The following is a 23703-nucleotide window of genomic DNA, read 5'->3' on the forward strand; positions in this document are numbered from 1 at the left end:
CCCCTCGGCTCCCTCGGGCCCCCGGCCCCGGCCCCTACCCAGGCCGACGCCGAGCCGCCGAAGCCTCCACCGCCCTCATCCTCCCCCGACGGGGGCGAGGGGCGCTGTTCACCGCCCCCACACCTCGGGACGCCGGTTCGCCAGCACGGAGAGCCGCTGCCGGACCGCGGCGACCTCGTCCACGTCCAGGTCGGCCACCAGCAGCTCGGGCCCGGCGCCCAGCGCGTGCCGTACGGTCCCGTCGGGTCCGACGACGCGACTGTGCCCGATCCCGGTCGGCGCTGAGCCCGCTCCGGCGTCCGTGCCGGGATCCGCCTGGTCCACGGCGGCCAGCCACACGGTGGCGTCCAGCGCGCGGGCCCGCGCCAGCAGCTCCCACTGGTCCCGCTTGCCCGGCCCCGCACCCCAGGAGGCGCCCAGCAGCGTGGCGACGGCCCCGGCGTCGGCGTGCGCCCGGAACAGCTCCGGGAAGCGGATGTCGTAGCAGGTGGCGAGCCCCAGCCGTACGCCGTCCACGTCGATGACCGTCGTGGCCGACCCCGCGGCGACCGTGTCGGACTCACGGAATCCGAAGGCGTCGTACAGATGGACCTTGTCATAGGAGGCCTCGACCCCGGCACCGGTGGCGAGCAGGGTGTTGGCCACCCGCCCCCCGGCGGCCGGGGTGAACATGCCGGCCACGACGACCGTGCCGGTGGCGGCGGCGATCCGCCGGACGCCGTCGGCCCACGGCCCGTCCAGCGGCTCGGCGAGCGGTGCCAGCGGGGTGCCGAAGCAGGCCATCGTCGCCTCCGGGAAGACGACGGCACGGGCTCCGGCGTCCGCCGCCCGCCGGGTCCACTCCTCGACGAGCAGGAGATTCCTCTCGGGGTCGGGGCCGGTGGTGAGCTGGCTCAGGGCGATGCGCACGGTGCTTCCTCCTCAGATGCGGGTGGGGACGGTGTCCGCCTTCGGCGCCGCGAGGGCGGCGTCCTCGTCGAGGGCGGCGTCGGGGTCGCGCCCCAGCCGGACGCCGACGAGGGTGACGGCCGAGGCGAGGGCGATGTACACGGCCAGCGGCGCCCACGTGCCGTACGCGCTCAGCAGGCTGGTGAACAGCAGCGGGGCGACCGCACCGCCGATGATCCCGGCCAGGGTGTAGGCCAGGGACGAGCCGGTCGAGCGCAGGTGGGGCGCGAACTGCTCGGTGATGAAGGCGGCCTGCGGGCCGTACAGGCAGCAGTGGATCACCAGGCCCACGACGACCCCCGTGGCGAGCGGCAGCCAGGTGCCGCCGCCGATCATCGGGAAGAACACGAAGGGCCACACACCGGCGGCCACCGTGGCGACGCCGTACAGCAGACGGCGGTTGACCCGGTCGGAGAGCGCGCCGGCCAGCGGCATGAGGAAGACCTGGATCGAGGAGCCGATGAGCACGGCCGCGAGGGCGGAGCCGCGTGACATGCCCAGTTCCTCGGTGGCGTACGTGAGGACGAAGACGGTGAACATGGCGTACAGCACGTCGGGGCCCACGCGGCACAGGATCGCGGCCAGCAGGGCGCGGGGCTGGGTGGTGAAGACCTCGCGGACCGGCGCCTGGGGCCGGGACTGCTCGGCCTCCATCGCCTTGAACACCGGGGTCTCCTCCAGCTTCGCCCGGATCCACAGCCCGAACGCGACGAGGACGCCCGAGAACAGGAACGCCACGCGCCAGCCCCACGACTCGAACTGCGCCTCGGTCAGCAGCGCGCCGAGGGCCGCCAGCACGCCGTTGGCCAGCAGGTTTCCGGCCGGTGGGCCCACCTGGGCGGCGGAGGCGTAGAAGCCGCGGCGGCGCGGGTCCCCGAACTCGCTGGACAGCAGTACGGCACCGCCCCACTCGCCGCCGACGCCGACGCCCTGCGCGAAGCGCAGCACGACCAGCGCGATCGGGGCGGCCACGCCGGCCGTCGAGTACGCGGGCAGTACGCCGATCAGGAACGTCGCCGCGCCGATGAGCACCAGCGTGGCGATCAGCACCTTCTTGCGGCCGATCACGTCACCGAGCCGGCCGAAGACGAACCCGCCCAGCGGGCGTGACACGTAGCCGACCGCGTAGGTGGAGAAGGCCAGGAGCGTGCCGGTGAGCGGGTCCTCCGACGGGAAGAAGAGGTCGCCGAAGACCAGGGCGGCCGCGGCGGAGTAGACGGCGAAGTCGTACCACTCCAGCGCCGTGCCGGTCAGGCTCGCGACGAAGGCCCGGCGGACGCCGGAGTGCCGCGCGGGCGGCGTGGTGCCGTCCTTCGTGTCGTCCTTCGGGGTGTCGCGCATGGTTCCCATCCTCGCTCGGGGACGTCGGGGGACATCGACCTCTCGGCATACTTCTTGTATACAGGTCGTATGCGCAACCCTTTGCGCGAGAGATTCACCGCGGACCCGCTCAATGGACCCGAACTCTGGGAGTGCCTTCATGGCCGTGCTGCTGACCTTCGAACTGCCCGACGGATCGACGCGCGAGGTCGACGTCGTCCAGGTCCTCAACGCCGGGTACGCCGGACGCAGCCAGGAGGACGTCGCCGCACACGTCGCGGAACTGGCCGAGCTGGGCGTGCCCGGCCCGTCCGTGACACCCGCCCTCTACCCCGTCTCCCCCTACCTCGCCCAGCAGACCGACCGGGTCCAGGCGCAGCACGGGCACACCTCGGGCGAGGCGGAGTGGGCGCTGGTCGTGGCGGACGACGGGGAGCTGCTGCTGACCGCCGCCTGCGACCACACCGACCGCGACCTGGAGGTGCACGGCGTGGCCTGGAGCAAGAACGCCGGCCCCGACGTCCTGGCCCGCCGCGCCTGGCGCCTGGCCGACGTGGAGTCCCGCCTCGACGACCTCACCCTGCGCGCCTGGGTCACCCACGGCGACACGTCGACGGAGATCCAGCACGGCACCCTGGCGGAACTCCTCGCCCCCGCCTACTGGATCGACGTCCTGCGCTCACGCGGCGGGCTCACGCCCGGCACCGTCCTGATCTCCGGCACCATCCCCATGACGCCCGGCGTCGACCAGTTCGCCGACGGCTGGACCGTGGAGCTGGCCGACCCCGCCACCGGGGACACGATCCGCCTTCAGTACGACGTCCAGCCCATGCCGGCACCCATCGGCTGAGCGCACCGGCCCCGCGTCACGGGCCGCGCCGCGTGGCGGCCGGCTGGAGGAGCTGGTCGACGGGCGCGTAGTCGTCGGTGAGCGGTCGGGCGTCGCCGGTCCAGGAGGTGACCCGGTCGCCACCGGCGATCTTCCAGCCGGTCCGCCGGGCGTCGAGCGCCCGCTGAGCCGCGGGCAGGTCGACGGGCCGGTCGGAGGCGAGCACGACCAGGTTGCCGCCGTCGGGCCCGGTGCCCGGGTCGAGGCCGATGTCGACGGGTTCGCCGACGAGTGCGACGTGCTCGAAGACCTCGCCGAGGGTGGCGACTTCGGCACGCGCGAAGTCCAGTCCCCCGTGGTCGATGAGATTGGCGACGTACAGCCCGCCCTCCCGCAGCGCCCGCCGTACGTCGGTCATCGCCTCCACCGTGGTGAGGTGCCACGGCACGCTGACGCCCCCGAAGGCGTCGCCGACGACGAGGTCCCGACTGCCCGCGTCCAGGCGCCGCAGACCGAGCCGCCCGTCCTCGACCCGCACGTCGACACCGGCGGCCGACCCGAGACCGAGCCGCTCCCGGTCGATCCGTACGACGCCGCTGTCGATCTCGGAGACGAGGCTGCGCGTCCCGGGCCGCGTGGCGGCGAGGTACCGGGGAAGGGTGAGCCCGCCACCGCCCAGGTGATGGGCGGCGAGCGGCTCACCCTCGGGGAACGCGGAGTCGACCACGGACGCGATGGCGCGCACGTACGCGAACTCCAGGAACGTCGGATCGCCGACGTCGACGTAGGAGTGCCGCACACCGTCCAGGACCAGCGTGCGCCCGCCGTCCCGCTCGGGATCCGCGACCACCCGCGCGCAGTGGTACCGGGTCTCGGCGTCGCAGCCACCGGGCGCGACCGCGGTGGCGAGACCCCCGGCGACGACCACGAGGGCCAGGGCGGGCGCACCGCTCCACCCGCGCGTGCGCCACTCGACCACCGCCGATCCGGCCACCAGCAGCGTGCCGAGCCCGATCAGGATGCCGCTGACCGGCAGCCGCGACACGAGGACGAAGCCGGTGAGGACGGTCCCGAAGATGGCCCCTACGGTGCCGACGCCCGACAGCCGTCCGACGACCGTCCCGGTCTCGGCGAGGCTGGTGAGCCGCAGCTTCGTCACCATCGGCGTCACCGCGGACAGCAGCGCGCCCGGCACGAGGATGGTCAGCGACGCGATGAACAGCAGCGCCGTCGGCGCCCACTCCGCGGTGGTGCGCAGCACGGCGGGGGTGAGCCCCACGACCGCACCCGACACCCCGAGCGAGGGCCCGAGCAGCCTCCGTGGATCGACCTGATCGGCGATCTTTCCCCCGAGCCACGACCCGACGGCGATCGCCGTGAGGGCGATGCCGATCACCATGGTGCTGGTCTCGAGAGTCAGCCCGAGATAGGGCGCCAGCAGCCGCAGGGCAACGATCTCGACCACGAGCACGGCGGCGGAGGACCCGAACACGAGCGCGACGGCCGCACGGGCCCCCAACCCACGCACGCGCGCCTTGCCTTCGGCGGCGACTAAGGGCGACGAATCGGTCACGGGCGACATCTTCCCACGCGACCCCCGGCTCTCGACGGTGAAGGCGACGACGAGTTGGCAGAGGGCCCTCGGGGCTCTGGCCCGCCCCTGATGACGCTCCGGCTCAGGTGCGCCGACCGGCAAGCCGGAACACGAAGTAGGTGATGCCGAGGATGATGTCGGCCGCAGCCCACAGGGCGATGACGAGTCCCACACCGATGGTGGTTCCGACGTCGCCCGCGTCCTCGCACAGCGCGAGGTCGTCGCCTGTCCGGCCCCGGCACTCCGCCGGTGTTCCGCTCCCGCTCGCCGCGCCCGAGATCACCCAGATCAGGAACAGGACCTGAACGGCCAGGAAGACCCAGAGAAAGACGCGGCGCCGCTTCTTCGGCGCGGCGCCGGGCTGGACTTGGTACGGGCTCCCGGGAGGTGAACCCGCTGGCGGCACCGGCCGGTCCTCCCGCGGCAGCCTCGGGTCTTGTGGGGCGCTCGGTCCCCACTGTGGTTCTCCAGCACGGCGCCTTCCGCTCATGACGCGCCTCCTCGTTCTGCTGGCTTTCATGGTGCGCCCGCCTCACGGAAAGCGCGCGGCAGCCGCCCCTGCCTCCACGCAGGGGTGCGATGCCGGACGAGGGACCCGCCGGCTCCAGGGCTGCGTTGCGTCAGACGAAGTCCCGGCGGCGGCCCACCGGGACCGTGAGCAGGTACAGCGGCGGCAGGAGCGCGGCCGCGCACACCGTCCACAGGGCCGCGTGCGTCCCGGCGTACGTGGCGAGCAGGCCGGCGGTGAGGGCGCCGAGGGGCTGGGCGCCCCAGGAGACGAAGCGGACGGTGGCCATGACGCGGGAGAGGAGTTCGGGCGGGGACGCGGTCTGGCGGTAGGTGCGGGTGGTGATCGACCCGATGGCGACCCCGAAGGCGAAGCCGGCGTTGCCCAGGGCGAACCAGTACGCGTCGGCGCCGGTGGTGGTCAGCGGGGCCAGCAGGGCGGCGGCGCCGCCGGCCAGCGCGGTCCCGACGAGGCCCCGGGCGGTGCCGAACCGCCGGGTCAGCCGGACCGCCGCGGTGGCCCCCGCGAGTCCCCCGACTCCGTCCATGGCCAGCACCAGGCCGAGTTGTGCGGGGGTCAGCCCGGCCTCCCGGACCAGGTACAGCGGTGTCAGGGCGACCAGGGCGGCGCAGACGAAGTTGGTGGCGGTGGCCCAGAGCATGCAGGGCAGCATCACCGGGTGCCGCGTCACGTACGTCCAGCCCTCGCGGATCAGCCGGCCGACACCGTCGCCGGTGCGGGGGGCGGGACGGCGCTCGGGGAGGGTGCGCAGCAGCGCGGCGGAGAGCAGGTAGCTGGCGGCGTCCACGAGGAGCGCCCCGACCGGGCCCGCGGCCTGCACGAGGAGGCCGCCCCCGGAGGGCCCGCCGGTCTCGGTGACGGCGTGCGTGCCGGACATCAGGCTGTTGCGGGCGGCGAGTTGCCGCTCCGGGACGATGGCGGGCAGAAACGTCGAGTTGCCGATGTCGAAGAGTACGGTCGCGGCACCGGTGGCCAGGGCGGCGAGAAACAGGTGCGGGTAGCTGAGCCGGTCGAGCCACCACGCGAGCGGGAGGGATCCGACGGCGGCGAACCGTACGAGATCGAGGGTCACTTGGAGACGGCGGAGCGGGAGGCGCTGGGCGATCACCCCGGCCGGGAGGCTGAGCAGTAGCCAGGAGATCTGTCCGGCGGCGGCGAGCAGGGCGGCCTGGAGCGCGGTGGCGTCGAGGACCGAGAGGGCGACCAGGGGGAGCGCGAGGGCGGTGACGGCGGTTCCGGCACTGCTGACGGTGGCGGCGGCCCAGTAGCGCCAGAAGACGGCCGAGGGCGAGGGCCCGTGGCCCGTCCCGCGGCGATCGTACTTCGGGACCGTCGGTGTCTCGCTCGCCGGTGTCTCGCTCATGCGACGCCCGCCCTCCAGTGAGTCTCTTATGGGAACTTACTGCTGTGACTGAGTTCCTATCCGGAACTGACTTGAGGGCGCAAGATGGTTTCCAGAACTGGAGCCGTATCCGGAGGACAGGGGAGCCATGGTCAGGTCGGTGCCCGAGCGGGACGCCGCCTGTGCGATCGCACAGGCGGCGGCGGTGGTCGGCGACTGGTGGAGCCTGCTCCTGGTGCGGGAGACCGCACGCGGGCACCATCGTTTCGACGCGCTCCAGGAGGAGTTGGGGATCTCCCGCAAGGTGCTGACCGAGCGTCTCGCGCACCTGGTGGAGGCCGAGATCCTGGAGAAGGTGCCGTACCAGAGCGGCCCGGTGCGGTACGAGTACCGGCTGACGCAGAGCGGTCTCGGCCTGCTGCCGGTGCTGCTCTCGATGCAGGACTGGGCGGACCGGTGGCTGCTCGGCGACGGCTCGCTGAGCGGCACGGCCGACGAGGAGAGCGCCGAAGCACGGAGGATGTCGGACCTGCTGGGCGACCGACTGCCCCGCCTCGAACTGCCGGGACACCGGGACGGCGGCCCACTGGACCCGGTGGCCGAGGCCACGGCCACCGTCCTCTTCTGCTACCCGGCGACCGGCCGCCCGGGCCCGTTGCCGGACGGCTGGGCCGACATCCCGGGCGCCATCGGCTGCACGCTGGAGAACCGCCTGTTCCGGGACGCCTACGACGACTTCCGCGCGGCGGGCGCCGAGGTGCGCGGCGTGAGCACGCAACGCCCGGACGAGCAGCGGGTGTTCGCGGTCGAGGAGGGCATCCCCTTCACCCTGCTCTCGGACGTCGACCTGCGCCTCGCCGCCGCTCTGCGGCTCCCCGTCTTCCGCGCGGGGCAGACGCTGCGACTGAAGCGGGCGGTACTGGTGGTGGACCGCGAACGCGTGGTGCGCCTGGCCCGCTTCCCGGTGACGGACATCCCGGGTGCGGTGCGCGAGGCCCTGGAGGTGGCGGGACGGGTGGCGGCGGAGAGCCGGGCGGCGGGCGAGTCACACCCTTGAGGGCGCGTGGCCCCCGTCACCGGCCTGCCTGCGCGACCGTCACCGGCCCGCGTGCGCGACCCGCCCCTGCACGACACCGCGCGGACACGGCTCGCAGAGGCGCCGACGGACCCTCGCTACAGCATGAGTGACACCGGGTAGATCTCGTCGGCGGTGTGGCCCGCCCGCTCGTGGGTCCGCTGGACCGCCTCCGCCGAGGGCCCTTCGGACAGGCACCACACGGTGCCGGAATCCGGGTCGGCCCATGCCTGCTCGAAGTGCACGCCTTCGTCGCCCTGCACCGCCAGGTCGGCGTTGTGGGCGGCCAGGAACTGATCGCTCGTGATCCCCTTCATGCCGTGGTGCACGTCCATGAACTTCGTCATCGCTCCCACTCCTCCGGTCCCGTGACGGCACCGGGAACCGGCACCGCCAGACCGCCCCTCCTTCCATGCTGCACCCGCGGGTCGCGACGGGCGACTCGCGGAACAGGTGACCGGTGAGGGCCTCCGCCCTCGGGCAGGCGCCGGCCCTCAGTCCTCGCCCTCTCCTCCGTCGTCGCCCTCGAAGAAGTCACCGACCTCGTCGACGACTTCCGCGGCGACCATGCCCCCGACCACCCCGACCGCGAGCCCGGCCGCCCCGGCTGCGACGGCCGTGCCCATGCCGGGACCCGAGCGGTGGCGGTCTCCGTGGTGATGACCTGCGTGGCCGTGGTCGTGGCCGTGGCCGTGGTCGGCGTACGGGGTGCCGGGTCCGTACGCCGCGGTCCGGTCCCCGTACGTCGCACGGTGCTCGACGAGCTGCCGAACCCAGCCGTCCACCTCGGCCGTCCAGTCGCGGACGTCGTGATGGCCCACGGCGAAGCGGGTGACGGCGTCCTGGCCGGGGGAGAGGAACCCACCGCGCTTGTCGGCCTCCAGAACCACTTCGAGCCCGCCGGGCCCGGCCAGGAAGGTCACTTCGATCTCGTTGAGCCGGTGCGCGTACTGGGGTGCCGGAGTCAGCTCGAGCTCCTGGTAGAAGGACAGCTGCTGGCCCGTTCCTCCGATGTGCCCGTACTCCAGGTCGGCCGACTTGAAGCCGAAGCCGAGCTGTCCGAAGGCTTCCAGGACGGCTTCCTGGACCGGCAGGGCCGTGACGGTGAGACGGTCGAGGTCGCCCTTGTCCTTGGCACCCGCGACCGCCAGCTCGGTGCGCACGCCGAGCACGATGCCCAGCGGCTGTCCGTACAGCTCGGTGATCGGGGTCTCCCAGGGCAGCATGACGCGGAAGGGCACAGCGTGCGCTGCCTCCGCCCCGAGCCGGAAGCCGCCGCCGACGGTGAACCGGTCGAAGGCGACGACGCCCTCGCCCTCCCCGTCCTCGTGCTCCGCCTCGACCCTGGCCACGAGCTCGAGTGTGATGTGCTCGATGTCGAAGTCGGCCTGTCCTCCCTTGAGATGGACCTGTCCGGCCAGCGTGCCGCCGGGCAGGACGGGCTCCGGCTGGAGAACCGTGTCGACCGTGGGAGCGCCCACGCCGAGGGAGCTGAGAAGCCGCTTGAACACCATCGTGGCGTTCACTCCTTAAGAGTGCTTGTGTGTCGTGAGGCGGCGCCGTCCGGCCACCGGAAGGATGTGCGCGGGCGAAACCTGTCCGCCTGCCGAGGGCCCGCTTCTGGGCTTGTTTCTACAAACACGTAGAAGCATAGAGTCGGTCCGGCAGTCGGGAGGCGCGCCCCGGCCGGCCCCGCACGAAAAGGCCGAAAGACGCTCCTGAGCCGACCGGGCCCGCGACCGGCCTGTGAGTGTCGCGGGGCGCACCGGCGCGAGCAGGTCCCGACCGTGGCCGGGGCCCGTTCTCACGCGTTCCTCACATGGTCCAGCCGCAGGCGCACCCCGCGGCGCTCGGCGCCTCCTCGGCGGCCCGGCTGGTGCAGCAGCCGTCGCCGGCGGCGTGGTCGGCGCCCTTGTCGAGGGTGTCGGCGTCGGCCTTCACGACGTAGACCTCCCAGGGCTCCTTGCCGGGGCCGTGCACCCACACCTTGTCCTGGAGGGCGTAGCAGCAGGAGGTGTCGTTCTCCTCGAAGGTGGCCAGGCCGGCGTCCTTGAGGCGGGTCGTGGCCGCGGAGACCTGGTCGGTGGACTCGACCTCGACGCCGAGGTGGTCCAGTCGGGTTTCCTCGCCGGGCTCGCCCTCGATGAGGACGAGCTTGAGCGCGGGCTCGGTGATGGCGAAGTTGGCGTAGCCCTCGCGCCGCTTGGCCGGTTCGGTGCCGAACAGCTTCGAGTAGAAGGTGATCGACGCTTCCAGGTCACTGACACGCAGGGCGAGCTGAGCGCGGGACATGACAGGGCTCCCATCCACTTGTTTCGATGTCAGTCGATACAACGTTGCGCCCTGAATCGAAGAATGTCAACATAGAAGCATGTCGAATCAAGAGCTGGTGGTGCTCGGTCAGACCGACGAGGCCGGGGCCTGCTGCCCCGGGTTGACGACTGCTCCCCTGGGCGAGGGCCAGGCCTCGGAACTGGCGAAGGTGTTCAAGGCGCTGGGCGACCCGGTGCGGCTGCGGCTGCTGTCGATCATCGCCTCACGGGCGGGCGGTGAGGTGTGCGTCTGTGACCTGACGCCGGCTTTCGATCTGTCCCAGCCGACGATCTCGCACTACCTGAAGCTGCTGCGGCAGGCAGGTCTCATCGACTGCGAACGGCGCGGCACGTGGGTCTACTACTGGCTGGTCCCGGAGGTGACCGACCGACTGGCGAGCATCCTGACCCGCCCCACGGGCGAGCCTCTGCCCGACCGCGGCGCGCCGGCCGGCGCTGCTTCGTGAGTACTGCTGCGCCTGATCGGTGCGTAGCGTCCGTCGTTCGTGGGCCGTGCCGCTTTCCACCCGCTGTGCTATTTCGAATGGCATACTCGGAGTGTGACTGACGACGACGTTGACTTCCCGCCCGGCGACGGCCCCACCAGCGGTATCTCCGTCACCTTGACCGCCGGAACCCTGCAGGCCATCCGTGAGCGGGTCGGCAAGCGAGGTGTCTCGGCTTACCTGGAGAAGGCGGCCCAGCGGCAGATCGAACGCGACAATCTGGACGAGCTGATCGCAGACTTCGACAAGGTGCACGGTCCGGCCGATTCCGAGGCCGTGGCGGCCAAGCGTGCCCGGCTGACCGGAGGCGCCACGAACACCGGGGAGGCCGCGTGAGCGGTGTCCTGGTCCTCGACAGCGAGGGCCTGGCGAAGGCCGTACACCGGGATCGGGAAATCCACGAGTGGCTGACGGCGGCTCGCGACGCGGATCTGCCCGTGATCACCTCGGCGGCCGTGTTGGTCGAGGTGATCCATCCGAAGATCAACGACGCCGCACTGAAGTGGACCCTGTCCCGCCTGAGCGTCGAGCCGGTGACCCAAGCCGTCGCGCAATCCGCTGCCGCCTTGCTGCGGGCAGCGGGACTGCACGGCCACAAATACGCCATCGACGCCATGCTGTGCGCGACCGCCCTGCAGCATCCCGGCCGGCTGACGATCCTGACTTCCGACGTAGAAGACGTCGGGACGCTCACTGCCGGGCATCCACGCGTGAGCGCCGAAAAGGTCTGAGCCGCGCAACCGCTGGCAAGACGTGCTCTCCTATGCCTCCCTTCTCTGTCGCGGAGACGGCGCGCGGAGGTAGGACGCCGCGGTCCCGAAGCCCTCGGACCTGATCAGGACGCACTCACCTGTCATGAGTGCAGTACCGGGGATACGTCAGCGTCGGCTGGCCTGAGGCAGAGCAGACCTAATCCATAGGCGCGTTGTCGAACGCCTCGCAGGCCCCACCCTTTCACCCCGGTCCTGTTCCACAGGGCTGCCCCAACCGGCACGATGATGGCCGGGCGGCCACGCCCGGACGCGGACGGAGACAGGGAGACACCGGTGCCAGAGCCGATCGGGTCCGACGCGTGGCCCGCGCGCAGTCTGCTGGGGGAGCTGTCGCCCCCGGCGCGGCGGGAGCTGCTCGAACTGGGGACCGAGGTCCGGTTCGACGTGGGCGCGGTGCTGCTGAGAGAGGGTGACACCCACCAGCACGTCTTTCTGCTGGTGTCCGGTTTTGCCAAGGTCATGGCCACCGTGGAGAACGGTGAGACCTCACTGCTCGCGGTCAGGGCCGCCGGGGACACGGTGGGCGAGATGGCGGCCATGAGCGGCGCCCCGCGCTCGGCGACGGTCACCGCTTGCGGGCCGCTGACCGCCCGCGTGTGGAAGAGCGGTGAACTGCGGGGGCTGCTGGAGCGCCGCCCCGCGATCTCCATGGCCCTGACCGGCATGGTGGCCGACCGGCTGCGCTGGGCGAACCGGCGGCGGCTGGACTTCCGAGGGTATCCGGCGAAGGTGCGGCTGGCCCGCCTGCTGGTGGAACTCGCCGAGTTCTACGGTTCACCGCGGGCCGACGGTGCGGTGATCGGCTGTCGGCTGACGCAGCCGGAGCTGGCGACGATGGTTGGCGCAGCCGAGACGACGATTCACAAAGTACTGCGTGACCTGCGCGAGGAGGGCCTGTTGGAGACCGGCTATGGCGCCATCACCATCCGGCACCTCCCCGAGCTGGAACGACTCGCGGAGCTCCGGACCACTCGCGCACCCGGCGCGCGCCCGGCCGCGGCCGACTCGACGACGTCAGACCAGTAGCGGCAGCAAGGCCACGCTCATCCCCGCGCTCGCCCCCATGACGGCCGTGCACGACACCGCCCCGGTCAGCCAACGGTACTTGTGCACCGCGACCAGGGCGAGGAACCGTACGGTGCGCGACAACTCCCGGCGATTCGCGGCCTCCTCCTCCGGTCGCCCGCTGTCGACGGGCGGCAGGATGTCGGGCCCCGACGCCAGGTGAACGAAGCTGTACCGGTTGACGTCCGGGTCTCTCAGTACACGCGGCCGCAGCGAGGCCGCCACGCTCACGACGCCGCCGATCAGGCCGCACACGAACACCGCCAGCAGCGCCCCCGCGAACACCCCGGCCGCGCCGCCCCGGTCCCAGACGAGCACCGCCCGCGGACTCCACACTCCGGCCGTACCGCCAAGCGCCACCTGCGCCGCGGCCAGGACGCCGGCCTTCGTGTCCGCGTGCTGATGGGTGGTGTGCAGTGCCATGAACATGTGATGCGCGGGGTGGTGGCTCCCGGCGGTCTGCCCGGTCGGCGCCATGGAGGACTCCTCCGATCGACGGTGGTGTGCGGTGCACTGGACGTGCTCAGCCCAGTAAGGGAGATCGCTCCCGGCCGGACCAGCCACTTCTACGGGTTCTCGGGACACCCGCACAGCCTCGGGCCGCACGAGTGGTCACGCGTCCCACCCATTCCGTGAAACCACGCCGAACCACGTGGAAGTACGGGGTCCTCACCGGCATCCCGGAGGTACGACTGCATGACCGGCGCATGCGACGGGGAAGCGTGCGCCGGCCCGTTGTAGAGCAACACCGTTGCTTCGCGGCGGGTTGAATGGAGACACGGAAATCAACCCCGAAGTACGTGTACCGAGAGGTGTCATGGCGACGAACGGTGAGAACGGGCCGGGCGGTGCGGGCGGCTTCGCGCGCAGACTGCTGCTGTCTGTCGACGCGAAGGGATACGGCAGTGCCGACACGGTCAGGCAGCACGAGTTCCAGAAGGCGATCGTGCAGTTGCTGGAACTGGCGGCCGAAAGCGCCGGGTTGGCCCGCGAGGAATGGCTGACACAGGAGGGCGGGGACTCGCTGTTCGCGGTCCTGCCCGAGGGTGCCTCGGAGCCCGCCCTGGTCGACGCCTTCATGCGGCGTCTGGAGGCCGGCCTGCGGGCCTTCAATATCGGGCGGGAGCCGCGGGCGTGGCTCAGGCTCAGGGCGGCCGTCCACTTCGGCGAGACCTCGCCGTCCGCGAACGGCTTCGCCGGCAGCGCCCCGGTCGAGCTCGGCCGCATCCGTGACTGCGCGCCCCTGCGCGCCGCCCTGGACCAGTTGCCGCAGGCCACGCTCGCGGTCGGACTGTCGGCGACCGTCTTCCGCGACGTCGTACAGGGGAAGGCGTACACCACCATCCGGGAGAACGAGTTCCGGGAAGTGCCGGTCGAGGAGAAGGAGTACCGGGGGGCGGCCTGGATCTGGGTGCCGGGCGCCGATGTGCGGCAGGTGGACCTGAGTCCCTCCGTGCTGGAGGGCGTGCGGCGCGCCGCGAACGTGGCGCGGGCCAACGTGGACGTGGGCGCCCTGGGGCAGGAGGCGAACGTGACCGGGGTGGACACGGACCGGGCGGGCGACTTCGAGGCCGTCGTCAAGACCGGGCGCGTGGGCCGCGGCGCGACAGTGACCGGATTCAGGCAGACCACCCCCGGAGGGGAGCTGTGACCGCCGACGCCCGCCGACCCAGCCGCGCCTTCGAGGACGTGGTTCTGGCCCGTACGGAGAAGGATTTCGTCGAGCGCCGGTGGCTGTACGACGAGATCGAGCAGGCGCTGAAGTCGGACGAGGGCCAGTACGTTCAGGTGACGGGCGAGCCGGGAGCGGGCAAGACCAGCCTGCTCGCCGGCATCGCGCGGGACCACCCCGACCGGCTCCGCTACTTCTTCCGAAGGGACAGCCGGACCGCGGTCACCGGCGGCGACACCGAGTCGTTCCTGCTGAGCATCGGACACCAGCTTGCCCGGGAGCGCCCGGAACTCTTCGAGCCGGAACGCCTCTCGGTCGTCGTCCAGCAGCACATCGACTCCGTGGAGGCACAGGGCCGGGTCATCGGCATCAAGATCGACGACTTGAGGGTCTCCCCCTTCCACCGCACCGCCACCCTGGAGGTCCAGCAGCGCATCGGCGACGTGGCGGGTACGGCCACCGGCGTTGAGATCGGCACGGCCCATCTGGAGCCCCGTCTCCTCGACCCCGACAACCTGGCCCACCTGGCGCTGATCGGACCCGCGCAGGTGCTGGCCGAACAGGACCCCGAGGCCAGGATCGTCATCCTGCTCGACGCGCTGGACGAGATCGCCGACGACGACACGACGGAGCCGAGGAAGAGGGTCCTGCACTGGCTGGCCCGTTCCCCCGAACTCCCGGCCAACGTCAAGGTGGTCATGACCTCCCGGCCCCACGCCGGGCTCCGGCTGTTCCGGTCCGCCCGGGAGGACCGGCTCACCGACGTGGTCATCGACCCCGTCTCACCTCAGGTCGTGGGCGACCTCCGCACGTACGCGGACCGCGTCCTGGAGCGTCCCGCCGTCCTCGCCGCCGAACGGGCCAGAGGCAACCTACCGGGCAGCATCAAGCGGCAAGCCGTCCGCAGGGCCGCCGGAAACTTCCTGTACCTGGCCACCTACGCGCGGGCGCTGACCGACGCCGCCGAGGAACAGGACGACGAGATGGTCGACAGGCTGCTCGTCTTCAACGGCGTACCGGGCCGTCTGCCCGGGCTGTACGGGTTCTTCGTGGAGTTGGTCCGCGAGGAACTCAGGCCATGGCCAAGGACGCCCGGGACCGGGGAGCCGGGCGGCTGGGAAGGTGTGGGACTGCCGATCATCGGCGTCCTCACCGTGGCGCGAGAGGCCCTGACAGAGGACCAGCTCACCGCCCTGTCCGGTACGCCTGTACAGGAAGAACCCGCACAGAAGGTCCTGTCGAGCCTGCGCTGGCTGCTGGACCGCCGAAGTGACCGTATCGCCTTCTTCCACGCCTCGGTCAACGAGTTCCTCGCCGGACAGGAAGCCCGCGAGAAACACCCGGAGTGCTGGGTCGACGAGACCAGATGGCACGAGCAGATCGCCCACCACTACCGGGGCACCGCGCCGAACTGGGCGGACCTGGACTGGTTACAGGTGGACCACTACGGCCTCGCCCATCTTGCCGCCCACGTCCTGAAGGCCGGGCCGCGCCTGTCCGCCGGGGTCATCGACATGGTCTGCCCCGGTCTGCGCAGCGCCGTCAGAAGCGAGTTCGGGGCCGAGCGCCGATTTCTCGAACTTGTCGACAGCGTCGCTCAGCATGTCGCCGACGGCGCCACCGTTGCCACCGGGCTGCCCGCGATGACGTACCTCGGAGTCGTACGTCACCAGGCGGCGCAGTCCAGCAATGTGCTGCCGCCACGGGTGATCGGGCTGCTCGCTCGGATGGGGCGCGTCAAGGAGGCGCTGGAGCACGCGGTCGCGATCACGCCGTCGCTGTGGCAGGTCACGGCGTTCGCGGAGATCCTTCAGTACGCGCATCCCGGGCCCGACTCGCCCTCGACCGATGAACTGCTGGACCTGCTCGTCGAGTCCGCGCTCGCGGTTCCGACCAGCAGCTACCCCATCAATCCCAACGCCGAGGCGGACCGTGCGATCGAGGCGACCGCACGACTGCTGGCATCACACGATCACGATCGCGCGGTGCGGTTGTGGCGGTGGGGACAGGAGAGATCGCCGCGATCGGGCCGTCTGGCGGGGGAGCCGGATGCCGTTTATCGCGCCGCCGCGGCCGCCGAGCAGGATGTGGACGGAGCCCGCACCCTCATCGGCAAGATCAGCGGGGAGCGCTGGGGGGACTATCTGGACGCGGCGGAGCGCGCCGACCCCGCAAGTACCGTCCAACTGCTGCGGGAGGCCGAGAAGTCCCTGGAGACTGCTGGACCGGCGGCCCGCGCCCTGGGGCTGGCACGACTGGCGGCCACATGGGCGGCACACGATCCGGACACCAGCCGGCGGTTCCTCGCCGAGGTGCGCGCGCAGCTCTTCGCAGCCGGAGGAGCAAAGGACCTCGCCGCCCAACTGGTCAAGGCTGCTGACGTGTTGGAGAACGTGGACCGGATGACGGCTCGCTTCCTGCTGGCCCGTTTGGACACCTGCTCTCCCGACTACTGGGTCGCTCGCGACGGTGCTCGGCTGTGGGTTGGCTGGGGGGAGCCGGAGCGTGCGCGGACTCTTGTGGCACCGTCCCTCGCGGCGACCCAGGACGAGTGGAGGAAGTTCGCCGCCATGAAGGCGATGGGGCAGGCAGGCCGAGCCGAGGCACTGCGGCTCCTGGAACGTGAGCATGCCGCCATCCCCGGGCCGTCCGCGGATCCGGACGCGCACACGACGTTCAGCCGGGAGCGCGACAACCAGCTGATCGAAGTGGTGCAGCGAATGGCCGAGTACGACCTCGGGCGGGCAACGCAGATGGCCAGGGGCATAACCCAGACCACCTGGAGTGACGACTGGTGGTGGCGTCACCGCGCCGCAACCGCGGGTCCGTCCCAGGAGGTCTTTGGCACGGACCGCCATTCGCTCCTTGCCGGAATCGCCCACCTTCACGTTGCCCGAGGTCAGAATGGGCCTGCCGTCGCCATCCTGGAGGAGGTGCTGGGGGGTGCGGAGTACCCCGCACCGCTCAGCGGGGGTGGCGGCTATGGCCAGTACTTCATGACTTCGTCATCCGCGTCGCATGAACGTGACTCCGGGAACCGTCTGGCCCAGTTGAACATCGACGGCATGCTGGCCGAGTTCAATATGAGCAATCACTGGGCGGCTCGCGCGCAAGGACACTTCTATCGCGATCCGGCCGATGTCGTCCGCGACGTCGAGCTCGGCGCGCACAGCAGCATGGCCAGAGTGGTACGCCGGTTCGCGGGGCGGTTGGCGCGCCGAGATCTCCCACGGTCCTTCGCCTTCGTCAGCTCGATCGCGGATCCCGGGGAGCGGGCCATCGGCTTCGCGGAACTGCACCGGGTGGCACACGACCCCGACGGCACCGGCCCTCACACACCTGTGGCGGACTTGTTCTCCAGGGAAATCGATCGCGCGCTCAGTGAACTACCGTGCTACCGGTGGACCTCCGCCCTCGGAGACGACACGGACGGCGAAGCATGGGCATACGTACGTCCTGACCACCGGGTCCGCTTCGAGCTCGCCCTGCTCGCCCTGGGATGCCGGGAGCAGGACTGGCGGGCCATCGACGCGCTGCCCTACCTGACCCGCACCCGGGTGCATTCAGTGGTTCTGTGGGCATCCGAGGTGTATGCCGCCGGCGTGATGGACAACAAGCCTCCGCTTCGGGGAACCGGGGACATCCATGTGCAGAACCTCAGCCCGGAACGGGACCTGGGCCAGGGCGACGCGATGGCCAAAATTGTGCTGGCCGCGGCGGCGTACCACGAGTACCGGATCGCCCGTGAGGTGCCCGGGTACCGCTTCCGCGCGCCGCGAGTACGCATGGACGACCCGGTCTACACCGCGGCCGTGGACCTCGTGACTCCCGCCCCCGGAGCCCCGCTCAGCCCCGCCTTCACCCGTCGGCTGAGGGGGATGCTCGACGACGGCCCACTGCCGGCGGCGGCCGGACTGCTCGCCTTCGCCGGGGAGGCCAGGCCGGAGAACCGGCACGAACTTCGTGAGCTGGCCGCGGAGGTCATCGCGAGAACCCGTGACGGTTCCGCGATCGGCCTGGACACACTGGCCATCCTGGCGCAATCGCCGGTCCTCGGCGACCTGGTGGATCCTGTCGCTGTCCTGCACGAGACCGAACGTTGCAAGCTCGCCTGGGCTGGCGAGACCTGGATCCCCCACGACGTCGTGGCACGACTGTTTCCCGTTCTGCTGGAGCGTGCACCGTCGGTCGCGATGCGCACGTTCTACGACGTCACCTCTTCGGACTGGTCCTACGCCATGTCCATGCTGGAACACGCGGCGGACGCACTGATCGGCGAGCTGGGCGCCGACGCGGTGGCCGTCCTCGGCGCGGCCATCGCCCGGGGGCTTGCCTGCACCTCCCCCGAGGGCATGGCACCTGATGTCGTGGACGGCGTCCGGCAGGCGCGACTCGCCGGCGGCCCCGGGGACAGGAGGCCGGCGGCATGACGCATCCCATCGACCCTGTGGTGGTGAGGGCGCACGCGGACGTCCTGGAGCTGTTCCGCACGGATACCGCGGTGGACCCGGCCGGACTGGCCGCGGTGTGCCGAGCCGCCCGCGACCGGCTCGCGGCGTTGCCCGACCTCGACCCTGACAATCCGCGTTCCTGGACGTCGTACGAACTGATCACGACCGACGTGCAGACCCTCCTCGCCTGTCTGAGGGAGGTCAATGTCCCGAGCAGCGAATCGCAGGACTTCCGGTCCTTGCTGATCCGCGTCCTCCGCTACCTCTACGCCGCCGACGGCACCAAGACCGGCGCCCGGTTGGCGGAGATCATCTACAGCGAGTGGGAAGCGCGGATGGGAGAGTCGCACATGGACACGCTCCAGGCCGCTGAACGACTTGCCGCGTGCCTGCATGCGGAGCGCGACGCGAAAAGGGCCCAGCCGGTCTTCGAAAAGATCTTTCGACTACGGTCCGGGAAATTCGGCGACGACCATCCCGACACCCTCCTCGCGGCCTGCAACATAGGCGCGTGCCTCGGCCAACTCGAGGAGTACTCTGCGGCGTTCCATCTGTACAGAGACACCGTACGGAGATGTGAGCGACGACTCGGCAGGGATCACCGGACGACGATGCTGGCCACGTTCAACCTCGCGGCCTGCCTGCGCAAGCTCGGGGAGCACGAGAGGGCGCTGACGCTGTACCAGGACGTCCGCCGATGGTACGGACGGGTGTCGGGGGAGAACTCCCTTGAGACGCTCGACGCGGAGGTGGGCATCGCCAAGACCCTGCACGAGCTCGGCGAGTACGAGCGGGCACGCGCCATCAACGCGGACTTGCTGACGAGATTCGCGAGCCTGGCCGGAAAGGCGCACTCAAGGACAGCACAGGCCCGCAGTCGCCTGGTGGAGAACCTCCGCGCACTCGGGCGTAACGGGGAAGCCGATGAAGTAGAGGGCATCTCCCACCCGGATTTCTGACCGCTTCGACGCGCACGGCGCCGTGCGCGCCATGGAACCGCCCACGCTCCTCGTGGACGCGGCAGTTGCCAGGCCGGCGCGGCCCACGGGGCTGGCACGATGGTTCGCGCCGGACACTTCTCCGAGAAGCCCGCGTTGATCTATCAGCGCTTCGACGAGGAGTGGCAGCGCAAGGTGGCCTCAGGGCTCGATGACCTGGTGCGGGTTGTGGTGCGCACCCCGAGCACCGGTCTAGGAAAAGAGAACCCCCGGGACCTTGACCTGGGGGTTTCGCATGGAGCGGGTGACGAGAATCGAACTCGCGCTCTCAGCTTGGGAAGCTGATGTTCTACCATTAAACTACACCCGCGTAAGACGCCGACCGCGGTCGGTGCCTGGACGCTCGGTCACTCTACCCCATCGCCGGCCCCCGGTGTTCCCGCCGCGGGGCCGCCGGTCGTTGCGGTGGGTGGGATGCGGCTGCGGGCGGGACGAGTTGGCGCGTACGGTGGGGGCGTTGGAGAGGGTGTGCGTGAGGGCGGAGTGCCGCCTGGAGAGTCGTCTCTTTCATCCCGTACTGTGGCTTTTGTCGTCAGGGTAGACAGCCAGACGCGGCTCTTGGGGAAGGGACTTGAAGGACTTGATGGAGCGCACCACCGTCGTCCGCTGTGCCGATGGGCACGTGTTCACCGCCGCCTCGTTCCCGATGCAGCAGGCCGAGCGACTCGGCCCCGGCAGGCTCGTCCGATGTCCGCGGTGTGCGCGGCTGCGGAGTGCCGTGCCGGTGGGTTCGCAGGAGCGGTAGCAGGGCATCCCGGGGGCTGCCCCGGGCAGGATCGGGCGCGCGGTGCGGCGGCGGTTGTCGCAGCTCCGCGCGCCTTGCGTATCCTCGGTGCGTGCTTCTCTCAGACAAGGACATCCGGGCCGAGATCGACTCCGGGCGGGTGCGGATCGATCCCTTCGACGACTCCATGGTGCAGCCGTCGAGCATCGACGTGCGCCTCGACCGCTACTTCCGGGTGTTCGAGAACCACCGGTACCCGCACATCGACCCCTCCGTGGAGCAGGTGGATCTGACCCGGCTCGTGGAGCCGGAGGGCGACGAGCCGTTCATCCTGCATCCCGGCGAGTTCGTGCTGGCCAGTACGTACGAGGTCGTCTCGCTGCCCGATGATCTCGCCTCGCGGCTGGAGGGGAAGAGCTCGCTCGGGCGGCTCGGCCTCGTCACGCACTCCACCGCCGGGTTCATCGACCCGGGGTTCTCCGGGCACGTGACGCTCGAGCTGAGCAATCTCGCGACCCTGCCCATCAAGCTGTGGCCGGGGATGAAGATCGGGCAGCTCTGCATGTTCCGGCTCACGTCGCCGGCCGAGCACCCGTACGGGAGCGAGCGGTACGGGTCCCGTTACCAGGGGCAGCGGGGGCCGACCGCCTCCCGCTCCTTCCTCAACTTCCATCGGACCCAGGTATGAACCCAGGTATGAGCAGGACGCGCGCATGAGTGATGTTCGGGAGAATCTGACCTACGAGCAGTTCGGCGTCGCCGTGCGCGAACTCGCTCAGACGATCGCGGACGACGGGTACGAGCCGGACATAGTGCTCTCCATCGCCCGCGGTGGCGTCTTCGTGGCGGGCGGGCTGGCCTACGCGCTGGACTGCAAGAACATCCACCTCGTGAACGTGGAGTTCTACACGGGCGTCGGGACCACGCTCGACATGCCCGTCATGCTCGCGCCCGTCCCCAACGTCATCGACTTCTCCGACAAGAAGGTCCTGATCACCGACGACGTCGCCGACACCGGCAAGACGCTCAAGCTGGTGCGGGACTTCTGCCTCGACACCGTCGCCGAGGTCCGCAGCGCGGTGATCTATGAGAAGTCGCACTCGCTCGTCCAGTGCGAGTACGTGTGGAAGCGGACCGACGAATGGATCAACTTCCCGTGGTCCGTCGAACCCCCGGTCGTCCGGCGGTCCGGGCAGGTGCTCGACGCCTGACAGGCCGTCGAGGAGGAGTGACTGCGTGAGGAGGGCCCCTGGCATGATGCCGGGGGCCCTCCTCACGCACGCGGGCGGAGCGACTAGAACGTGCCCAGCTTCACGATCGACAGCAGCGCGATGAGCTGGATCGCCGACGCGCCCAGCGCCTTCGGCCAGGGCAGGTCGTGGGAGCGGGTGACCATCAGGGTCAGCAGGGCGCCGGCCGCGATCCAGGTGGCCCAGCCCAGGATCTGGACGAAGGGCGCGTCGCCGCCCGCGAACAGGGCGACGACCAGGCGCGGGGCGTCCGTGATGGACATGATCAGCATGGAGAGGCCGACCGTGGGCTGCCACGCGCCGTCGCCGCCGAGCTGGCGGGCCAGGGTGTGGGTGACCACGCCCAGGACGAACGCGCTCAGGACCATCGCCACGGCCGTCGTCAGGACGATCGGGACCGCGTTCGACAGGGTGGCGTTGATGGCCTCCTCGCGGGCGCCGTCGAAGCCGAAGACCGCCAGCAGGCCGTAGAGGAACGTCACGATGAGCGCCGGGGCCCACATCGCGTAGTCCCGCATCTGGAGGAAGGTCTGGTTGGGGGCGAGGACGACGCCCCTCAGCAGGTCCTTCCAGTGCAGGCGCGGGCCGATCGGGCCGGGGGCCGGGGCGGAGCCGGCGCGGTAGGTGTCGCCCTGGTTGTAGGGGTCGTCGACCGTGAACGCCTGGGTGTGGCCCGGGTTGTTGGCGGCGTACGGGTCGTACGGGGCCTGTCCGCCGTGCCCGCCGGGGTGGTGGCCGCCGTCGCCGAAGTACTCCGGCTCGCCGTGGCCGCCGCCGTGGGCCTGGGGCCACGGGGAGCCGCCCGGTCCCGGTCCGCCACCCCCGTACGGCTGCTGCGGGTACGGCTGCCGAGGCGCCGCCTGGCCGCCGTACGGCGGTCCCTGGGGCGCCTGCTGTCCGTACGGTGGGCGTTGCGGTCGCGCGTTTGGAGCGCCGTTGTCCCGGCCGCGTCCGATCCTGAATCCAGCCACGCCTTCGAACGTACCTGGTCCCGGAGAGTGACGTGCGGGGCCCGGCCATTCGGGGGACCCTTTGCGGCCGAGCTGTGACATCCCTTACGGGTGCCCCCGAGGGGTTGTGGCGGGGGCGGGGGCCCTCATCAGGGGACTCGCCGGTCCGGCCCCTAGGGGGTCAGGAAGTACGACGTGGAGAAGGCCGGCGCCGGCTCCGTCGTCACCAGCCCCTCGGCCGTGCCCCGGTGGACCTCGACCGTGTCCTTCGTGTCGCCCTGGTACGTCCGCACGACCAGGTCCGCCCGGCCGTCGCCGTCGAAGTCGCCCGCCGTCAGCACCCGCGTCGTCCCCTCGGCGGCGGGTGCCACCGTGACCGCGCCCCGCGTCGTCGGGCCCGTCCCGCGGCCCGGGAGGACGCGTACGCCGGAGTCGTCGGTGACCAGCTCCATCAGGCCGTCGCCGTCGAAGTCGGCGGCGTCCAGCCGGGTGCCGGGGGCGTCGAGGGTGCCCCGCCGGGGGGTGGGCAGGTCGAAGCGCAGGGCCGTGCCGTCCGCGCCGCCCACCGCCGCGTCCAGCGCCTTGCCCCGCCCGAACGCGCCGAGGGCGACGTCGGTGCCGGCGGGGAGGGTGGCCCCGGTGCGGGTGGGTCCCGCCGGGCCGCCGAGGACCAGGGCCGCGGGGCCGGGGCCCGCGGAGGCGCGGACGACCAGGTCGTCGTACCCGTCGCGGTTCACGTCGGCGGCGGGGCCGGTCGGCACCTCGCCGGGGGAGAGGACGGGCGCGCCGGCCTTCTGCGGGGCGCCCTTGCGGGTGAAGGGGCCGCGCAGATAGCTGAGGTGACCGGCCGAGGCGTGCAGGACCAGGTCCTCGGCGCCGTCGCCGTCGAAGTCGCCGCAGACCGGCCGCTCGGGCCAGTCGTTGCCGAAGCGGGCCTTGTCGGGGACGTTCAGCGGGACCGCGCGGTCGGCCGGTCCGGTCGGGGAGCCGAAGAGGAGCTGGAGGGGGACCGGTGGGCGGCCCTGGCCGTCGTAGGGCGGGTCGGTGGTGACCACCAGGTCGGTGAAGCCGTCGCCGTCGAGGTCGCAGGTCGCCTCCACCTCGAAGACGGCCGGTGTCTGTCCGTCCGTGGGGGCCGCGTACTTCGCCGGGGTGAGCAACTGCCGGGTGCCCGGGACCAGTCCACGCGCGGAGCCGTAGACGAGGCCGATTCCGGCGTCGTCGGCGTGGCTCTGCGCCTTGACCAGGTCGTCGAGGACGAGGTCGCGGTGGCCGTCGCCGTTGAAGTCGTCGGGGACCTCGCTGCCGTCGCCCCGCGGGACGGGCAGCGTGGCGGGGGCCTGGGCGGCCCGTACGGGGGTGGGC

General features: G+C 71.2%; 22 protein-coding genes and 1 tRNA gene. 11 read left to right on the forward strand and 12 right to left on the reverse strand.

The features are described from left to right. Positions 1-108: 108 nt before the first annotated feature. Together DMH12_RS24095 and DMH12_RS24100 are read right to left on the reverse strand one after the other, a co-directional pair. A complete protein-coding gene (locus DMH12_RS24095) occupies positions 109-909 on the reverse strand; it encodes a carbon-nitrogen hydrolase family protein (RefSeq protein ID WP_125493559.1) in 801 nt (266 codons plus the stop codon). A 12-nt stretch (positions 910-921) separates the two neighbouring features. After that, positions 922-2289, reverse strand: a complete 1368-nt coding sequence (locus DMH12_RS24100; RefSeq protein WP_185832499.1) for an MFS transporter — start codon at positions 2287-2289, stop codon at positions 922-924. A 139-nt stretch (positions 2290-2428) separates the two neighbouring features. Between DMH12_RS24100 and DMH12_RS24105 the strand changes: the two genes are divergently transcribed. Further along, positions 2429-3118 carry a DUF2848 domain-containing protein gene (locus tag DMH12_RS24105; RefSeq protein WP_125493560.1) on the forward strand — a complete coding sequence of 230 codons (690 nt, stop codon included), beginning with the start codon at positions 2429-2431 and terminating at the stop codon, positions 3116-3118. A 16-nt stretch (positions 3119-3134) separates the two neighbouring features. On the opposite strand, the gene DMH12_RS24110 is transcribed toward DMH12_RS24105, so the two are convergent. From DMH12_RS24110 to DMH12_RS24120, 3 genes are all read right to left on the reverse strand, one after another. After that, positions 3135-4679, reverse strand: a complete 1545-nt coding sequence (locus tag DMH12_RS24110) for a fused MFS/spermidine synthase (protein WP_125493561.1) — start codon at positions 4677-4679, stop codon at positions 3135-3137. Between the two features lie 94 nt (positions 4680-4773). Beyond that, positions 4774-5097 (reverse strand): hypothetical protein, encoded by a 324-nt coding sequence (locus tag DMH12_RS24115; RefSeq protein WP_125493562.1) that lies wholly within the window; start codon positions 5095-5097, stop codon positions 4774-4776. Positions 5098-5311: 214 nt separating this feature from the next. Beyond that, on the reverse strand, positions 5312-6583 hold the full coding sequence (locus DMH12_RS24120; RefSeq protein WP_125493563.1) for an MFS transporter: 1272 nt from the start codon (positions 6581-6583) through the stop codon (positions 5312-5314). Positions 6584-6710: 127 nt separating this feature from the next. On the opposite strand from DMH12_RS24120, the gene DMH12_RS24125 reads away from it, so the two are divergent. Continuing rightward, positions 6711-7619, forward strand: coding sequence for a winged helix-turn-helix transcriptional regulator (locus DMH12_RS24125; protein WP_125493564.1), 909 nt, complete (start codon positions 6711-6713; stop codon positions 7617-7619). 116 nt (positions 7620-7735) lie between these two features. Here the strand turns inward: DMH12_RS24125 and DMH12_RS24130 are convergent, their stop codons facing one another. The 3 genes from DMH12_RS24130 to DMH12_RS24140 form a co-directional block, all read right to left on the reverse strand. Then, positions 7736-7984, reverse strand: coding sequence for an SCO4226 family nickel-binding protein (locus DMH12_RS24130; protein ID WP_125493565.1), 249 nt, complete (start codon positions 7982-7984; stop codon positions 7736-7738). 147 nt (positions 7985-8131) lie between these two features. After that, entirely contained in the window at positions 8132-9151 is a 1020-nt protein-coding gene (locus tag DMH12_RS24135; RefSeq protein WP_185832500.1) for a sporulation protein, read from the reverse strand. A gap of 301 nt (positions 9152-9452) precedes the next feature. Beyond that, positions 9453-9929, reverse strand: a complete 477-nt coding sequence (locus DMH12_RS24140) for an ArsI/CadI family heavy metal resistance metalloenzyme (RefSeq protein ID WP_125493567.1) — start codon at positions 9927-9929, stop codon at positions 9453-9455. A 79-nt stretch (positions 9930-10008) separates the two neighbouring features. Between DMH12_RS24140 and DMH12_RS24145 the strand changes: the two genes are divergently transcribed. From DMH12_RS24145 to DMH12_RS24160, 4 genes are all read left to right on the forward strand, one after another. Then, positions 10009-10416, forward strand: a complete 408-nt coding sequence (locus DMH12_RS24145; protein WP_125493568.1) for a helix-turn-helix transcriptional regulator — start codon at positions 10009-10011, stop codon at positions 10414-10416. A 93-nt stretch (positions 10417-10509) separates the two neighbouring features. Continuing rightward, complete coding sequence (locus tag DMH12_RS24150) at positions 10510-10791, forward strand: hypothetical protein (protein WP_125493569.1); 282 nt, start codon at positions 10510-10512, stop codon at positions 10789-10791. Beyond that, positions 10788-11186 (forward strand): PIN domain-containing protein, encoded by a 399-nt coding sequence (locus DMH12_RS24155; protein ID WP_125493570.1) that lies wholly within the window; start codon positions 10788-10790, stop codon positions 11184-11186. The genes DMH12_RS24150 and DMH12_RS24155 overlap by 4 nt, the downstream gene beginning before the upstream one ends. 315 nt (positions 11187-11501) lie before the next feature. After that, positions 11502-12254 (forward strand): Crp/Fnr family transcriptional regulator, encoded by a 753-nt coding sequence (locus DMH12_RS24160; protein WP_260474328.1) that lies wholly within the window; start codon positions 11502-11504, stop codon positions 12252-12254. Here DMH12_RS24160 and DMH12_RS24165 read toward each other — a convergent pair. Beyond that, positions 12243-12770 (reverse strand): hypothetical protein, encoded by a 528-nt coding sequence (locus DMH12_RS24165; RefSeq protein WP_125493571.1) that lies wholly within the window; start codon positions 12768-12770, stop codon positions 12243-12245. The genes DMH12_RS24160 and DMH12_RS24165 overlap by 12 nt on opposite strands. A 340-nt stretch (positions 12771-13110) precedes the next feature. On the opposite strand from DMH12_RS24165, the gene DMH12_RS24170 reads away from it, so the two are divergent. The 3 genes from DMH12_RS24170 to DMH12_RS24180 are packed head-to-tail and all read left to right on the forward strand — an operon-like array spanning position 13111 to position 19375. Next, complete coding sequence (locus DMH12_RS24170; protein WP_125493572.1) at positions 13111-13944, forward strand: hypothetical protein; 834 nt, start codon at positions 13111-13113, stop codon at positions 13942-13944. Beyond that, positions 13941-18395, forward strand: a complete 4455-nt coding sequence (locus DMH12_RS24175) for a hypothetical protein (RefSeq protein ID WP_125493573.1) — start codon at positions 13941-13943, stop codon at positions 18393-18395. The genes DMH12_RS24170 and DMH12_RS24175 overlap by 4 nt, the downstream gene beginning before the upstream one ends. After that, positions 18392-19375, forward strand: coding sequence for a tetratricopeptide repeat protein (locus tag DMH12_RS24180; protein WP_125493574.1), 984 nt, complete (start codon positions 18392-18394; stop codon positions 19373-19375). Before DMH12_RS24175 ends, DMH12_RS24180 begins: the two co-directional genes overlap by 4 nt. Positions 19376-19650: 275 nt before the next feature. Here DMH12_RS24180 and DMH12_RS24190 read toward each other — a convergent pair. After that, positions 19651-19724, reverse strand: a tRNA-Gly gene (locus DMH12_RS24190). Between the two features lie 526 nt (positions 19725-20250). Here DMH12_RS24190 and dcd point away from each other — a divergent pair. Next, positions 20251-20826 (forward strand): dCTP deaminase, encoded by a 576-nt coding sequence (dcd, locus tag DMH12_RS24195; RefSeq protein ID WP_064728971.1) that lies wholly within the window; start codon positions 20251-20253, stop codon positions 20824-20826. Positions 20827-20851: 25 nt separating this feature from the next. Continuing rightward, positions 20852-21349, forward strand: coding sequence for a phosphoribosyltransferase (locus DMH12_RS24200; RefSeq protein ID WP_125493575.1), 498 nt, complete (start codon positions 20852-20854; stop codon positions 21347-21349). An 83-nt stretch (positions 21350-21432) separates the two neighbouring features. Here DMH12_RS24200 and DMH12_RS24205 read toward each other — a convergent pair whose 3' ends face one another. Together DMH12_RS24205 and DMH12_RS24210 are read right to left on the reverse strand one after the other, a co-directional pair. Then, the gene (locus DMH12_RS24205) at positions 21433-22440 is read right to left on the reverse strand and encodes a Yip1 family protein (RefSeq protein WP_125493576.1); all 1008 of its coding nucleotides are present in this window, start codon (positions 22438-22440) and stop codon (positions 21433-21435) included. A gap of 71 nt (positions 22441-22511) precedes the next feature. Further along, on the reverse strand, positions 22512-23703 hold a 1192-nt coding region (locus tag DMH12_RS24210; protein WP_148107542.1), incomplete at its 5' end, for a VCBS repeat-containing protein.

Source organism: Streptomyces sp. WAC 04229 (assembly GCF_003947455.1).
GTDB lineage: Bacteria > Actinomycetota > Actinomycetes > Streptomycetales > Streptomycetaceae > Streptomyces.

Bases quoted from the DNA above. Each gene is read 5' to 3' on its own strand.
- DMH12_RS24100 (WP_185832499.1), bottom strand. From the start codon at position 2,289: ATGCGCGACACCCCGAAGGACGACACGAAGGACGGCACCACGCCGCCC.
- DMH12_RS24105 (WP_125493560.1), top strand. From the start codon at position 2,429: ATGGCCGTGCTGCTGACCTTCGAACTGCCCGACGGATCGACGCGCGAG.
- DMH12_RS24110 (WP_125493561.1), bottom strand. From the start codon at position 4,679: ATGTCGCCCGTGACCGATTCGTCGCCCTTAGTCGCCGCCGAAGGCAAG.
- DMH12_RS24120 (WP_125493563.1), bottom strand. From the start codon at position 6,583: ATGAGCGAGACACCGGCGAGCGAGACACCGACGGTCCCGAAGTACGAT.
- DMH12_RS24125 (WP_125493564.1), top strand. From the start codon at position 6,711: ATGGTCAGGTCGGTGCCCGAGCGGGACGCCGCCTGTGCGATCGCACAG.
- DMH12_RS24130 (WP_125493565.1), bottom strand. From the start codon at position 7,984: ATGACGAAGTTCATGGACGTGCACCACGGCATGAAGGGGATCACGAGC.
- DMH12_RS24135 (WP_185832500.1), bottom strand. From the start codon at position 9,151: ATGGTGTTCAAGCGGCTTCTCAGCTCCCTCGGCGTGGGCGCTCCCACG.
- DMH12_RS24140 (WP_125493567.1), bottom strand. From the start codon at position 9,929: ATGTCCCGCGCTCAGCTCGCCCTGCGTGTCAGTGACCTGGAAGCGTCG.
- DMH12_RS24145 (WP_125493568.1), top strand. From the start codon at position 10,009: ATGTCGAATCAAGAGCTGGTGGTGCTCGGTCAGACCGACGAGGCCGGG.
- DMH12_RS24165 (WP_125493571.1), bottom strand. From the start codon at position 12,770: ATGGCGCCGACCGGGCAGACCGCCGGGAGCCACCACCCCGCGCATCAC.
- DMH12_RS24170 (WP_125493572.1), top strand. From the start codon at position 13,111: ATGGCGACGAACGGTGAGAACGGGCCGGGCGGTGCGGGCGGCTTCGCG.
- DMH12_RS24180 (WP_125493574.1), top strand. From the start codon at position 18,392: ATGACGCATCCCATCGACCCTGTGGTGGTGAGGGCGCACGCGGACGTC.
- DMH12_RS24200 (WP_125493575.1), top strand. From the start codon at position 20,852: ATGAGTGATGTTCGGGAGAATCTGACCTACGAGCAGTTCGGCGTCGCC.
- DMH12_RS24205 (WP_125493576.1), bottom strand. From the start codon at position 22,440: ATGTCACAGCTCGGCCGCAAAGGGTCCCCCGAATGGCCGGGCCCCGCA.